This window comes from Parapedobacter sp. SGR-10 (genome assembly GCF_011030405.1).
GTDB lineage: Bacteria > Bacteroidota > Bacteroidia > Sphingobacteriales > Sphingobacteriaceae > Sphingobacterium.
In genome coordinates, this window is the sequence record NZ_JAAJTJ010000026.1 from 1 (window position 1) to 14,624 (window position 14,624).

Sequence of the window (14,624 nt, forward strand, 5' to 3'; positions counted from 1 at the left end):
TCTCCCGCTTACCCTTACCGGCAAAGTCCATCTTCTGTCCCATGGGGCATACATAGAAGTCTTCTTTTCCTATGGAGAGTTGCTGTTTGGATTTGCTCCTCATTCGACCAATCTTACCCTGTTGGGCTATGACGAAAATAAGACGCCTATCCGCACACGAGCCAAACAATTGTATAGTCTGGAGATCGTCGAAAAATCAGAAAAGGGCTATTGGATGCGTGTGACGACCAAGACCGAAACATGCTATGCATTTCTACAGCAATCGACATTTGACCAAAGCAAAGGCATCAATATTAAAGACCTGTTTTAAAACAATAAAGAAATAACACTGAGATGAAAAAAATATTTACTGTCGGCATCATAAGCCTCTTGGCGCTATCGTCCTTTCAGGCCTGCACCAAAGAAGAGCTGATCACCATCAACGATCCCTTGGAACTGGATGAAAACTCCGTCCAATTCCAACAATACATGGAAGAACGTGCCGTTCAACTGATCAAAAAATACAGATTTGACCAATTGGGCAACACCATAGACCGTATCAAAGATCCTGTAGTGAGGGAAAGGGTTATTGCCCTGCTGACCGAGTACCGGGATCGGGCATTCAACGAAGCGCTATATTATGCAAAACCCAATGGAGATACTATTTTCTTTTTTCCGCCTAATATAGATAACCGCTTCGAAACCAAAAGGCTACTTATAAGCAATCTGTACCAAAAGGCGGTAGTCAATGAGATAGGCGTACTCCACGGCTTTAAGAATTTTCCTAATGTAGAGACCGTGGATATAGGAAACTCTTTGGCAACAGGTATCAAAGACCTGAATAGCTTACCCGAACTGAAAGCTTTTCACTGGACTTTTGAACCCTACTATTTTGCCCAGTTTTATCCAGAAGTAGAGCTTGCTCCCCGGCCTTTGGAGTTTGATTTCTCTCAAAACGATAAATTGGAAACAGTAAACATACAATATGTAGATTTAGCTAATTTGAAATTCCTTGTAACCAAAATTAAAAATGTTAGTTTAACGGATGCTATTGTCAACAAGTCCCAAGAGATAAATGCTATTACTGCCAATGATATTCGTATTGCTGGTGTTTCAGAAGCAAAAGATCTGGTCTTAACATCACAAGCTACCGATGCGTTGATTCTGAATTTGGCAGGTGTCAGTTCTCTTGATATGAGTGAAGCTAATATAAAGACATTCACAAATGGTTTAGGGGTAGAAAAAATAAAGTTCAATGAAGGGTTGAAAAAACTTAGTCTAAATGCAGCCGGCTTAAAAGAGCAGCCTATATTCCCCATAAGTATAGAGGAGCTTACAGTGTATAATTACCCCTTTGCGGCTAACTATCCCCACCAACTCAAAAAATTGACCTACCGCTATAATAACGGTCATGTGGAGGAAACTGACATTTCACATTTGACGCAGCTGGAGGACTTAAATTGTTTTTTTAACACAAATAATGACTATACTTCAGGTACATGGCTAGAATGGTATGGAAACAAGTTGAAGATGCCCGAGGGGCTAAAACGGTTCGAAACAGGCACAGCCGGTTATTACCTGATAAATGTAGAGGATATGAGATTTCCTTCATCCGTACAGTCTATAAAATTTGGAGGTACTATCAAGAGTGGAACATTGGATCTGTCGGTTCAACCCAATCTTAAAGAGTTGACTATAAATGAGATGCAAAATGGTGTAGTGAAACTACCGGTAGGTATAGAGCGTATTAACATCGGTGCGAGAACACCTGAGCTTGATCTTAGCCATTTGACTAATTTGCAGTATTTAAGTCTTTCATTAGGATCTACAAACAAAGTTTTTTTCCCTGAGCTAACCAATATTCCAGTAACATTGATCCTGCCACCAAATTTACAGGAAAGTGCATTGTCAGGAGTGAATATAGGTCGGAAACCTATTAACCTAACGCCCGGTAGTACCATTGTAAACGAACCGGCTTGGTTTGATAAATATGTAGAATACATCAATTATTGATAAAGATGCACAAAGACATTAATAGTAAGCCATCATAAAAACAAATGAAAATAAAATACATACTATTACTCCTCACAGTTTTTGCTGTGATTGCTTTCAGCTCCTGCTCCAAAGACGATCCTGATACACTCAATAATAACACGGTCAATGCGCCGTCGTCTATCCAGGTGAGTACGGCAAATGACAAAGCCACTATTACAGGTAAGGGAGATGTGGGCAGTGAAGTCACCTTTCAATATGTCGGTACGAATGGACAGGTACTGCGTACCATCAAGCCGGATGCTTCGGGCAATTTCAGCGTGACAGTAGACCAGTTGGTGGAGTACGAGCAGCAGTTGGTTGCTTTTGCGAGCAAAGGAGACAAGACTTCGGAGAAGGTCAAAATGCCTAATATAGCTGCCAAATCGGCTTACAGTGGCGATCTGGTAGCGGCAAAAGTGCTGATACAGGCACACCGTTGGAAGTCCGATCAGACGGTATCGCGTGTCATTATCAAACAAAGCAATCCTACGCCACCATACGATATGTTTGCCACGGTGGCACAGAAATACCTTGACTTCAAGGCCGATGGTGTATTCCATTTTGAGGTAACCAACCCCTTGCAGTTCACCCACACGTCAGGAACCTGGGAGATGGATGAAGATGGCGTGATCACGATCAATACGGTCATCCCTTTGGGGCCTATGCAGATACACAATGCTAAAATTCAATACCTGGATGCCGATCGGTTGACCTTATTGGCCAATATTGCAGATGGATTATTTCTATTGAGTATGACAAAGGAATAAGGTAATTTGAAAATGGTGGAATTTGGAAATTTACGTAGGGGCAATCCCTTGTGGTTGCCCAAAAACAGGTAATTTTTACGTAGGGGCAAAAGATCTTTTGCCCAAATCCAATAAAGAACAAAAGAATATATGAAACATAAAAACCTTTACAGATATTGCATATTACTTTTCATAACCATCCTGTCCTGTACGAAAGACAAGGAAGAAGACGGCCAATCGTTGATTGAAAAGCATGGATTGGCAGGCACGTTTACAGCACAGATTACCCCTGCATTTATGGGCACGAATCCTATGACCAGTGGCGAGCATACCGTATATTTCGAAAACGTGGGTAATGGTCGTTTACGCTTACACTTTGAAAAATTCCAGGCAGAATCCATGCCATTCGAAATGACTGTTGATATCACAATGGCCGTAAAAGCAGGGCCAAATAATACGGTGTTGCTTGAAGGTAACAAAGGTACATTCAAGGCCGAACCACCCAATGGTGAAGAAATCGACCCAGAGGATATACCGGATGGTATCCAATTGCCTGAGGGATCCGAAGGAGGCTTGTCCTCCGACCAGGCTTCGATCAAGGGCAGCTATGCCGAAATCGAAAAAGATGGCCAGACGGCTTGGCGATACGATTTGGACGTGACACCCGGTGTTCCTTTGCCTATACAGATATTGATATATACAAAGAGCAAACAATGATCCTGCTCGTCGATAAAGAAATAAAGATGAATAGATGCGTCGGATCATATTATTAACGAAAATTAACCCATAAATTTATAAAAAAGAAGAGACATGAGTACGATTACAGAGAGAGCAACGGTCTTCGCTCCCAAAGAAGAGATCAGCTATGTGGCGAACAGTGTAGTAAGTCAACAAATTACCAAAAATAAAGCTGGCAACATTACCCTGTTTGCCTTTGCCGAAGGACAGCAATTGAGCGAACATTCGGCTCCCTTTGATGCAGTGATCCAAGTCGTCGACGGTACGGCCGAAATCCATATCGCCGGAGAACCTCATCAGGTACAAGCAGGAGAAATGATCATCCTACCTGCCAATATTCCGCACGCCGTGCATGCAACGACGGCATTCAAGATGTTGCTGACAATGATCAGGGGATAGGGTATCGGCTCTCCAAGGGTTCAACACTCTTGGAGGGCTTGGCAACAACAATATTCACTTATATCGTCAATTCTATCCCAGGTTTCCAGGTACTGTACGGACAATTGCCACCCTGACCGAAGAGGAAGAATCGCATCATTATTTTTTCGGAATAATGGTCAAAAGATTGAATAGTCTTTTGATTAATGGTTTTTAGTGGTTAGCTTTATAGAGTATAATATAAATCTGAATTTTAAGCTTTCACAAAAATCACTGCTTATGTCATCACATCATTATCCCTCAGCCCTATGGAGGAAAATGTGTTTCTGCCTTTTCCTTTTTTCTCTCTCCTTTACCGCTTGCAACAAGACGCAGATACAATCGGAACTTCTCTCCACAGATGAGACGCTGTCTACAGCAGAACTCAAAACCAGTGCTATATTATCAACCCAATCCGGAGATGTCATCTTCGACGAACATGGATGGGCCGAATACAGAGTGGGCGATATCCCTTTGGTGATCAGCGTCCCCCACGGCGGCAACCTGCAAACAAATTTGATTGCCGATAGAACTTGTCCGGGTTCTACTACGGTAACCGATGCCAACACTATTGCTTTGGCTAGGGATATCGAGGCCGAATTCATCAGCAAGTATGGAGTACGTCCCTATATGATTATCAGTCACCTATCACGAAAGGAAGTAGACCACAACCGGGAAAAAGAAGAGGGCACCTGTCAAGATCCAATGGGTATGGTGGCATGGGAATGGTACCATGACCGTATCGATGAGGCGCTTCAAGCAGCAGTAAACCAACACGGCAGAGCAGTACTCATTGATCTGCATGGGCATGGACATACCAACCTCAGATTAGAGCTAGGATATAATTTGACTACGACCAACTTAACAAATATCTACAATAACATCAATCTAAGCACCTTACAGAATAAATCGAGCATATCCAATTTATTTGTCCTGCGTCCTGATTTAAATTTCAAAGACATGATTATGGACGTGCCGGCCTTTGGTACCTTAATGGAAAATGCCGGGGTACATTCCGTACCGAGTCTACAAGACCCTCATCCACAATCGGGAGAATCCTTTTTTTCTGGAGGATATATCACGAGTCATTACACTTCTACTACAGCATATCCCAACGTATATGGATGGCAGATAGAATGCCACAGGGTAGGTCTTAGAGATACAGATGCCAATCGCAAGGCTTTTGCTAAGGTCTTTTCCGAGGATATGATGTACTACATGGATTATACCCAAGACCTGCAGAGTGCCGATGTGTTAAACACGAAACAAATTAAAATAGGAGGGTGGTCATCACTTGGTCCTGAAGGGGATACCTATCATGTTGATCTGGCAGCCATTGAACGCCACAACCCTGCATCTGCGGACAATAATCAAGCGAGTATAGACATGCTCAATCTTTGGTCAGGCTCGGGATTTGTCAATTTTATGACACCATCGAACGGGGCAGTGACGGCCTGGGGAAGCTCTAGCCGTATTGTGAATTGGAATGATCGAAACTCAGGTACATTTGTACGTATAGAATCCCCTAACACGGCTGAGCAAAATAAATTTAATAATTTGGTAAGCAGGAGACTATTGATAGAAGCATACGAGGATGCAGTCGCTACGGTGCCTAATCGACCTGGTTATACCTTAGCTAATCATGGCCCGAGTACTCGTATCAGACACTTGGCTCCTGGAGATATCGTTTACTTCAAATCGAGTGCTCCAGGACGTAACCTGTATGCTGCCATAAAAGTGATCAATATAACTCCGGGGAGTGCTAACGGACGAGAAGTGGTGGAAATATTGGTGAAAAGTAACCTTAAATAGAATGCCGACACGATTAACTTTGGAGGAAGACATGGTGACTATTGGAGAAGTTATAGTAGATCCCATACGTAAATAGGATGGATCCACCCGTTCAAGGGCTCAAAAACATTTGGGATTAGCTATTCACTATCTTCCTAAACGTAAGATTGATACGGGGTGTGGTGACTTTTGACGTAGGTGGTAGTCGGTGTAGCCAGTGCGTTTGCGTCGTGCCTTTCATGACCAGGAGGCTACCATTCTCCAGTACGATGTCAATTTTCTCCTTACGGACTTTATGTTTGAAAGAGAATTTTCGCTCGGCGCCGAGTGTCAACGAAGCTATGGCTCCATTCGGTTGGAGATCCTTCTCGCCATCGCTATGCCAGGCCATTCCTTCCTTTCCGTCGTGGTATAGATTGGCCAGACAGGAATTGTACGTTTCTCCCGAAATTTTTTCGCACAATGTTTTCAGTTCCAATAATGCTGTCGTCCATGGCAAGGCCGTCTTCTGAATACCCGAATAGGTGTAGCTGAATGCCGAGTCCCCATACCAAGCCACTTTTCTTTTGGTCTGTATGTACTTGCCAAAGATGATAGCCTCGTCATTTTTCCAGTCTAATCCCGATAGTAATGCCCTATAATACCGGTCGGGATCGGGGCAGACGACCCCATAGTAGTGGGTTACCCCATCGTAGGGAAGCAGGTTTGTTGTGGGCAGGATCGGGTCAAATAGTTTCATCTTGTATATTGGTTTGTGCTTGTTCCCAACCGATCATAGCGGCTTTTCGTACAGGATTCCACATATATCCCCCAAACGTACCGGAAGATTGAATGACGCGGTGGCAAGGGATGACGAAGGCAATGGGATTGCTGCCTATGGCTGTACCTACGGCTCTACTGGCCTTAGGGTGTGCTATGTCTTGCGCCAATTGGCCGTAGGTACGCAGTTGCCCTTTAGGGATACGGAGCAGGGCTTCCCACACTTTCAATTGGAACGGTGTGCCTCGCAGATGAAGTTTGAGTTGGGGAAGATCCTCGCTTTGCGAAAAAATAGCCAAGGCATCCTGGTGTATCTGTTGTTGCCCCTCGATGTATGTCGCTTTTGGAAAACTTTTTTTCAAAGCCGCGATAGCTTGTTCCTTGTCGTTGGCAAATGATATCCAGCAGATACCTTTGTCCGTTGAACCGATCAGGCAGGTGCCGAAAGGTGTATCATAGAAATAGTAAGCTATCGTAAGGTTTTGTCCACCTTGTTTGTACTCGGCAGGAGTCATACCTTCTATCTCTACAAAGAGATGATGGAGCCTGCTCGTACTGCTGATGCCGAGATCCAAATGGGTATCAAACAGGGTCTTTTGTTTGTCCTTCAATAGTTGTTTTGCGTAGGATACCTGTAGGTACTGCATGAATTTCTTCGGACTTGTACCTGCCCAAGCCGTAAAGAGGCGTTGGAAATGAAAAGGACTGAGGTGCACGTGTTCAGCGATCTCTTCCAGACTGGGGCGTTCTCTGACCCGCTGGAGGATAAAATAGATTGCTTTTTCGATGCGCCGATAATTGATCTCTTGCTGTATATTGTCCATATCCAAATTTCGGAATTGCTAAGCAAATAAAAAATCCGAAACTTGCTGTTTTTTTCAGTGATCAGTAGTCAGAAACTGTCAACTCTCCACTTTCAATTCTCAATTCTTCACTCTACCACCGAATCAGCGCCGATCCCCAGGTAAAGCCGGCGCCAAAGGCAGCCAGACAAATCAGGTCACCATCTTTGATCTTTCCGGCTTCCCACGCTTCGCTCAAGGCAATGGGTACGGAGGCTGCGGTAGTATTTCCATATTTTTGGATATTGTTGAATACTTGATCGTCACGCAGTTTCAGCGTTTTTTGGACAAATTGGGCTATACGTAGGTTGGCTTGATGTGGGATCAGCAGGTCTATATCAGCAGGAGTAAGGCTGTTTTTGGCCAAGGCCTCGACGATAACCTCGGGAAATTTGACTACTGCTTTTTTGAAGACGGCCTGTCCGTCCATATAGGGGAAAGCTGTGCCATCGTCGAGCATCTCTTTGGTCATCAGCATCCCCCCGAGTTCCTGCTCTGGCCAATTGGGTTGGCTGTCGAGCCAGATTCCGCCCGAAGTTCCGGGATAGTACATGGCCAGTTTTTCAGCTTCACTGCCATCCGAATGCAGATGTGTGCTGAGGATGCCTTTGCCTTGCTCTTGCGTAGGCTGTACGACCACAGCTCCTGCTCCATCGCCGAAGATGACACTTACCGCCCGGCCTCGGGTGGAGTAGTCCAGGGCAAATGAATGTTTTTCCGATCCCACGACCAGAATGTTTTTGTACATACCTGTTTTGACAAATTGGTCGGCAATGGATAATGCATATACAAAGCCCGAACATTGGTTGCGAACGTCCAGTGCACCGACTTCGTTCATACCCATTTCCCGTTGTAGCAATACTCCACAACCCGGAAAATAATAATCGGGAGACAAGGTCGCAAAAATGATGAAGTCCACGTCTTGAGGTGTGATTCCTGCTCTGTCAATGGCTATTTTGGCCGCTTGGACACCCATAGTGGTCGTAGTTTCGCCGATGCGATCAGCATAGCGGCGCTCCTGTATACCTGTACGTTCCTGGATCCACTCATCGCTGGTATCCATAAAACGGGTCAAATCATTGTTTGTATAGATGTTTTTGGGTACATAATAACCTACACCTGCAATTCTGGATTGGAACATATCAAATGGTTTATTTAGCAGTAATCAAATTGGTGTAAAATTACGCTTTTTTTGAAAAATACAGTATTTTTGTGACATGAGTGTCGAAACCGCACAGGAAACCTTTACATTGGAAGAGATATTGGCCTCGATCAAAGAAAGCCATAGGCTTATACTCTGGAACGATGATACCAACACATTTGACCATGTCATCTACTGCTTGATACACCATCTTCAATACAGTGAGAAGGAAGCCGAACGTATAGCCTGGACCGTGCACAATGAAGGCAAGTGTGCCGTGTTGGAAGGCAGCTATACGGAAATGGAAGTATATCGCAAGATATTGAAAGCCGAAGGGCTGACGGTTTCTGTAGAGTAGGGGCAAAAGATTTTTTGCCCCTACAGGGTCTCTACGGAGTAGATTTGTTGGGTAGTTTCAGACTACCCTTTCATGATTGATCCGTAGTGCGCTCTGCTCAACACTACGGATAGTAGATTAGCACTATTTTATTATATTTACTATTTCTAACTGTACTAGAAATATGCAGGCACTCGAATCTTTTATACATTTTGCGCTAAACTGGTATTGGGTTCCGTTGTTGATACTCTACATTGGTTTGATCGGGGCTATACTGATCGAGAATAGAAATCCGACCAAAACGATTGCGTGGATACTGGTCATTATCTTTATTCCATTTATTGGGCTGATCCTGTATTATTTTTTTGGACAGAAATTTGTCAAAGTCCAAAAGATCAAAAAGATCAATAGGCAGCAAGCCCTTCGGTTGCAATATCAGTGGAAAAGACTCGAACCGACTATGGAGTCCTTTATTCGTGATATCCATGCCGAGATTGGTGATCTCTCCAGAGTCTTCCGCCTGATGAAAAACGAACGCCTTTCTTCTCCCACCCTGGACAACGGGGTCAGGTTGTTGATAAATGGAGAAGAAAAATTTGAGTATCTGAAAAATGACTTGTCCCATGCCCGCCATTCCATTCACATGGAATACTATATATTCGAAGTGGATAATATCGGGCGAGAGATTCTCGAATTATTGGAGCAGAAAGCCAATGAAGGGGTAGCTGTGCGGTTGATTGTTGATAGTTTTGGTTCTCCCGATCTGGTTAAATACATGCGAAAGAATAAAGATACAAAAATCTTGTTTCAACCTTTTTTGCCGGTCACCTTTACTTCTCTGGCCAATTCAAATTACCGAAACCATCGAAAAGTGACAGTCATCGATGCCTCTATAGGTTATATAGGGGGGATCAATATATCTGATCGGTATATCAACGCGGATGATTCGACGGACAAGGTGTATTGGCGGGATACTTCGGTACGTATAGAAGGGATGTCCATCAACATGTTGCAGATCGGTTTTTGGAATTCGTGGAACCAAACGGACGGAGAACCTTTCCTTTTAGAACAAGGTTATCTCAAGGTCATCCAGGATGAGGAAGAACGAAAAAAAGGCAAAGCCAGTGTAGGGTTTGTAGCCAGTGACCCTGCATCTGTGGGACCATTCAATATGGAAGCCTTGTTGATTGCCATAGGAGAAGCTAATACCAAGATACAGCTTTGTACGCCCTACTATATTCCTGGCGAAGAATTGGAGCGGGCATTGATCATCGCGGCGGCAGCAGGGGTAGAGGTAGAGTTGATGATACCCGAAAAATCCGATTCTAATCTGGTACACTTTGCTTCTTTTTCCTATTTGAAACCTCTGCTGGAGAGAGGAGTGAAGGTTTATCTTTACAAAAAAGGTTTTTTGCATGCCAAGACCGTTAATGTGGACAACAAGCTAGCCTTCATTGGCACAGTGAATTTGGATATTCGGAGTTTTTATATCAATTACGAAATAGCTGCGGTGATATCGGATGCACAATTGTGTGGGCAATTGGGTAATCAGTTTGAAGAGGATAAGCTGTATAGCCATCACTTTACACTCAACGAATGGAAGAAAAGATCACGTTGGAAGAGAGGTTTGGATTCTTTGTGCAGGCTATTGGCACCTTTGCTGTGAGAAAAAATAGAGGATCCAAAAAGTCTGTCATCCTGACGATAGGAAGGATCTAAAACGGTTTTGAATACCTTTGGAAATAGATTCCTCCTATCGTCGGAATGACAAAATAACGGCAGCTACTGCTTTTGAGACAGCCTCATTATGGACATCATCAGATCGCTTCACGATGACGATGATGTTTAGCTTTTAGAAATTATCTATCAGCCAATAGGCTCGAGGTATTGCGCATAGCAGTACCCTTCTTCTCCATCTTTGGTTCGTACCAGCCACCATTGGTCGTTCGCCTTGCTGATGAGGGTGATGATCTCGTCTTTGGCAGCTTTGCCCACAATAGGCTGATCAGTACCTGGTCCCTTACGAATATTAAGATTCGAAGTCTGGGTAATGACACGTGCCTGACTACCTGCCACCGCAGTGGATACATCAACGTTCATAACCACATCGCCAGACAGGAAATTGGGGTCTATCTGGTTGTAGATATCCCAAAGTTTGTTTTTCACATCAGCATTGGGAGCAGTGCCCCTTACGTGGAGTACACCTTCTTGTTCGGCTATTTGCAGGTCTTCTATCCCTGAAGCTCTGGCTGTATCTATCAATACTTTATATTTATCTAGTAGTGCCATGATATTTGATTATGGATGTTAAAGTACACTCAATTATTTAACGGTCAATGCGGACATGTCAACCTTTTTAGGATTCAGGGCATCCAATGATTGTTTCAATACTTGTACACGAGTCTGCTCTACAGAGCCTGTTACGGTGATGATCCCATCTTTCACACTGACAGATACCGTAGGGAAGTCTTTTGTAGCATCGATGACTTTGGCACTGAGATCAGCATCGTCTGTGTTGATCTCTATCGGGGGCTGCACCGTGATATTGTTGACGACAGACTTGATGCCTTTGGTCGTTTTGGCCGAAGCTTCCAAAGCCTGTCTTTCCTCTTCCGTATTGACAATTCCAGATAGCGTGACTACACCATCCTTGACATCTACCGTGACATTCGGGTTACTGCTGACCACCGACTCGACTTGGGCTTTGAGATCAGTATCCGAAACTTTTGACTTGCAGGATACTGCACCGAATGCAATGAAACTTGATACGACAAGTATCGAAAATGCTTGTTTTAGATTCATAGTTGTTATTTTTTTAAATGTATAATACAAGAATACGATATATAGACAATCAAATGGCTACATTGTTTTCGAAATAACTGAAAAAGTAGTGATATGGCTACTTGGTGCTAGATATGCAATGCTAGCGCACGAATCCTTTCGTATGCTCGTTATTTTTGGCACACGAAAGGATTCGTGCGCCAGCGAAGGATAATCGCGCTCCATATAGTTGTTGATTTTTCCTATTTTAATTTTTACTTTTGAGAATAGGCATTTTGTTTAACCCTGTACATTGATGATAAAAAATAAATTCATTCTGTTCCTCGTCCTGTTTTTGAGTGTCCAATCTCTGGCGAAAGCTCAAGATTTACCTGCTATACCTATCAACACCGTTGTCGAACGTGTCCAAAAATTCTTGAGCGTGTATCCTGTAGAGAAAGTGCACCTGCATTTTGACAAACCTTATTATGCAGTGGGAGACACCCTTTGGTTCAAAATGTACCTATACCACAATCAATTGGAATATTTGCCCAGTAAAATAGGCTATGTAGATATTATCAATGGCCGGGATTCGTTGATCCAGACCATTAAGATTCCGCTGGAAAAGGGTGTGGGTAATGGTTATTTTGTGCTGGATCCGCAGATTGTCAAACAGGACAACTACCGTTTTAGAGGATATACGAAGTGGATGATGAACTTTGATCCGGCTTATTTTTATAACAAGATCGTCACCGTAGGGGATGCTATCAACAAAAAATTAGGAACAAATATTGTCTATGTACCCGATGGCAACAAGACCAAAGCTACTGTACAATTTAGGGACGGCAAGGGTGCTCTGCTGGGTAAACGTAAATTGACATGGGAAGCTATCGATGGTTGGGATCCTTTTGATAAGGGGCGGGGCGAAACCGATGATATGGGAAGAGCCAACATTACGTTTTCAACCAAAAATAAGGATCTGCTGAAAAAAGGACGATTGATCGTCAAATTGGAAGGCGAAAGCAGTTTGGTCGGCGACTTTCCGTTGAAGGATGCTATTTGGGAAGCTGATGTACAGTTTTTTCCGGAAGGAGGCGATCTCCTTGCCGGTCTGGAAAAGAAAGTGGCTTTCAAAGCTATAGGACAAGATGGAAAGGGATTGGCCGTGAAAGGAAAGGTTATAGATGGCAAGAAAAATACAGTAGCCGAGTTTACGGATCTGGGATTGGGTATGGGTTATTTCACGTTGCTGCCACAAGCTGGTCAAACATATAAGGCCGTTGTCACATTTCCAAACGGACAAGAAAAAACCGTCGACTTTCCCGAAGTCAAAGCCGAGGGGATCAATTTGGTTCTGGGTCAACAAACAGATGATCATGTGCAATTGTCCATTCTGGCCAATGAGGCCTATTTTTCCAAGGTACAGAATACACCCTTTTATATTTTCGGACAGCTAAATGGGCATTTGATCTACGGTGCACAGGCGACGATGAAAAATGCTTCCGTGACGATCAATGTACCCAAGACCAATATTCCGAATGGTATCATGCAGTTTACGTTGATGAGTGCACAAGGCCAGCCCCTGAGTGAGCGCTTGGTATTCAACTCCTCGGCCGAATACCTGCAATTGGATGTCAAGACCGATAAAGCAAACTACGCCCGCAAGGAGCAGGTAAAGTTGGATATCAGTAATCTGACTGCACAAAAGAATTTCAGTACGTTGTCGGTTTCTGTGATCGATGAAGCAAAGGTCCCCTATGATCCACATCAAGAGAACACGATCATCAGCAGTCTGCTGTTGACTTCCGACCTCAAAGGTTTTGTGGAGAAACCCGCTTATTACTTCGATCCTAAGGTCGAAAATAGGCAGGAAGCATTGGATGCGTTGATGATGACCCAAGGTTTCAGACGTTTTGACTATGCTGATTTGATTGCCGAAAAGCTTCCCAAAGTGAGTTATTTGCCCGAACAGGGCATCAGCTTGTCCGGTACACTGCTATTGAATACGGGCAGACCGTTTCCAAATGGTGGGTTGCTGCTGTCTATTCCTTCGAGAGCGTATCGCAAAGACGTGTACACCGATCAGAATGGAAGGTTTGTGTTTGAAAATCTGGTGTTTCCCGACTCCTCAAAGGTCAATATAAATGCCCGGGGGAATGACAACTACAGAAGCCTGGTCATCAATCTGGATCAAACCTACTTTCCGGCTATTGATGAGCGCAATCCCTATACAGCCAATGAAGTGTTGAACATTGATGAACAGTTGACACCTTATTTGGAAAACAGTAAAAATGAATATAGAAAGTCGATATTGATTGATGAAGTAGTTGTTTCGCGCACGGTACAGACTTCTCGGACAAGTAAGGAGTTTTCTTCGCTGTCAGGGCTGTCCATGGCCGAGCATAGGATAGAAGGAGATCGCTTCTCCGGCTGTAACGTATTGACCATGTGTTTGAGTACTTTATTGACGGGTATCACCTATGACAACAATACGTTGAAATATTATGTGACCCGAAATTACAATCAAGGTTCTCGCGTGCCGGTACAGTTTTTTCTGAATGGTATGCCTATAGACGAAAATATGCTCAATTCTGTCCAACCACATGAAATAGAGGCTGTAGAGATTTTTTTGCGGGATGATCTGGGTACAGTCAGTCGGATGTATCAAAATGACGGAGTGGTATCTATCATTACCAAGAAAGAGAAACCAAAAGGACCACGGATGACGCTGTCACAGATCGAAGCATTGATCCCTAAAACAAATGTGATCGATATCTTCCCGTTGGGGTATATCAAAGAGCGAAAATTTTATCTGCCGAAGTATGATACGTCACAAAGTAAGGCGACCAATGATTACCGTACGACTATCTATTGGAATCCCGATGTACAGTTGGATGAAAATGGAAAAGTAACGCTCGATTATTATAATGCGGACGGCAATGGCAGATATAAGGTTGTCGTGGAGGGAATGGACGATACGGGGCGCTTGGGGCGTAAGGAGTTTTATTACAACGTCAAGTAACATAGTATGCCAGAAGAATCCGTACGCTTATTTTAATGGAGGCAAAACATATACGTTT

Annotated in this window: 14 protein-coding genes; 9 read left to right on the forward strand and 5 right to left on the reverse strand. The window is 43.6% G+C overall.

The window, feature by feature from the left end:
• The 6 genes from G5B00_RS14915 to G5B00_RS14940 form a co-directional block, all read left to right on the forward strand.
• Nucleotides 1–310 (forward strand): hypothetical protein (locus G5B00_RS14915; protein ID WP_163877154.1); only part of this gene is annotated, 310 nt, incomplete at its 5' end.
• 23 nt (nt 311–333) lie between these two features.
• The gene (locus tag G5B00_RS14920; protein ID WP_163877157.1) at nt 334–1,992 is read left to right on the forward strand and encodes a hypothetical protein; all 1,659 of its coding nucleotides are present in this window, start codon (nt 334–336) and stop codon (nt 1,990–1,992) included.
• Nucleotides 1,993–2,036: 44 nt separating this feature from the next.
• Complete coding sequence (locus G5B00_RS14925) at nt 2,037–2,780, forward strand: Ig-like domain-containing protein (RefSeq protein WP_163877160.1); 744 nt, start codon at nt 2,037–2,039, stop codon at nt 2,778–2,780.
• A gap of 129 nt (nt 2,781–2,909) precedes the next feature.
• Nucleotides 2,910–3,476, forward strand: coding sequence for a hypothetical protein (locus tag G5B00_RS14930; RefSeq protein WP_163877163.1), 567 nt, complete (start codon nt 2,910–2,912; stop codon nt 3,474–3,476).
• A 93-nt stretch (nt 3,477–3,569) separates the two neighbouring features.
• Nucleotides 3,570–3,896 carry a cupin domain-containing protein gene (locus G5B00_RS14935; protein ID WP_163877166.1) on the forward strand — a complete coding sequence of 109 codons (327 nt, stop codon included), beginning with the start codon at nt 3,570–3,572 and terminating at the stop codon, nt 3,894–3,896.
• 258 nt (nt 3,897–4,154) lie between these two features.
• Nucleotides 4,155–5,726, forward strand: coding sequence for an N-formylglutamate amidohydrolase (locus G5B00_RS14940; protein ID WP_163877169.1), 1,572 nt, complete (start codon nt 4,155–4,157; stop codon nt 5,724–5,726).
• A gap of 115 nt (nt 5,727–5,841) precedes the next feature.
• Here G5B00_RS14940 and G5B00_RS14945 read toward each other — a convergent pair whose 3' ends face one another.
• The 3 genes from G5B00_RS14945 to G5B00_RS14955 all read right to left on the reverse strand — a co-directional run bounded on the left by G5B00_RS14945 (nt 5,842) and on the right by G5B00_RS14955 (nt 8,447).
• A complete protein-coding gene (locus tag G5B00_RS14945; RefSeq protein ID WP_163877172.1) occupies nt 5,842–6,444 on the reverse strand; it encodes an alpha-ketoglutarate-dependent dioxygenase AlkB family protein in 603 nt (200 codons plus the stop codon).
• Nucleotides 6,431–7,288 carry a methylated-DNA--[protein]-cysteine S-methyltransferase gene (locus G5B00_RS14950; protein WP_163877175.1) on the reverse strand — a complete coding sequence of 286 codons (858 nt, stop codon included), beginning with the start codon at nt 7,286–7,288 and terminating at the stop codon, nt 6,431–6,433. The genes G5B00_RS14945 and G5B00_RS14950 overlap by 14 nt, the downstream gene beginning before the upstream one ends.
• 112 nt (nt 7,289–7,400) lie before the next feature.
• On the reverse strand, nt 7,401–8,447 hold the full coding sequence (locus tag G5B00_RS14955) for a 3-oxoacyl-ACP synthase III family protein (RefSeq protein WP_163877178.1): 1,047 nt from the start codon (nt 8,445–8,447) through the stop codon (nt 7,401–7,403).
• A gap of 76 nt (nt 8,448–8,523) precedes the next feature.
• Between G5B00_RS14955 and G5B00_RS14960 the strand changes: the two genes are divergently transcribed.
• Together G5B00_RS14960 and cls are read left to right on the forward strand one after the other, a co-directional pair.
• Nucleotides 8,524–8,805, forward strand: coding sequence for an ATP-dependent Clp protease adaptor ClpS (locus G5B00_RS14960; RefSeq protein ID WP_163877181.1), 282 nt, complete (start codon nt 8,524–8,526; stop codon nt 8,803–8,805).
• Between the two features lie 163 nt (nt 8,806–8,968).
• Nucleotides 8,969–10,450 (forward strand): cardiolipin synthase, encoded by a 1,482-nt coding sequence (gene cls / locus G5B00_RS14965; RefSeq protein ID WP_163877184.1) that lies wholly within the window; start codon nt 8,969–8,971, stop codon nt 10,448–10,450.
• A gap of 200 nt (nt 10,451–10,650) precedes the next feature.
• On the opposite strand, the gene G5B00_RS14970 is transcribed toward cls, so the two are convergent.
• Both G5B00_RS14970 and G5B00_RS14975 read right to left on the reverse strand, forming a co-directional pair.
• Nucleotides 10,651–11,073, reverse strand: a complete 423-nt coding sequence (locus tag G5B00_RS14970) for an SH3 domain-containing protein (RefSeq protein ID WP_163877187.1) — start codon at nt 11,071–11,073, stop codon at nt 10,651–10,653.
• 33 nt (nt 11,074–11,106) lie between these two features.
• A complete protein-coding gene (locus G5B00_RS14975; RefSeq protein WP_163877189.1) occupies nt 11,107–11,586 on the reverse strand; it encodes a BON domain-containing protein in 480 nt (159 codons plus the stop codon).
• A gap of 274 nt (nt 11,587–11,860) precedes the next feature.
• On the opposite strand from G5B00_RS14975, the gene G5B00_RS14980 reads away from it, so the two are divergent.
• A complete protein-coding gene (locus tag G5B00_RS14980; RefSeq protein WP_163877192.1) occupies nt 11,861–14,566 on the forward strand; it encodes a carboxypeptidase regulatory-like domain-containing protein in 2,706 nt (901 codons plus the stop codon).
• The last annotated feature ends 58 nt before the right edge of the window (nt 14,567–14,624 follow it).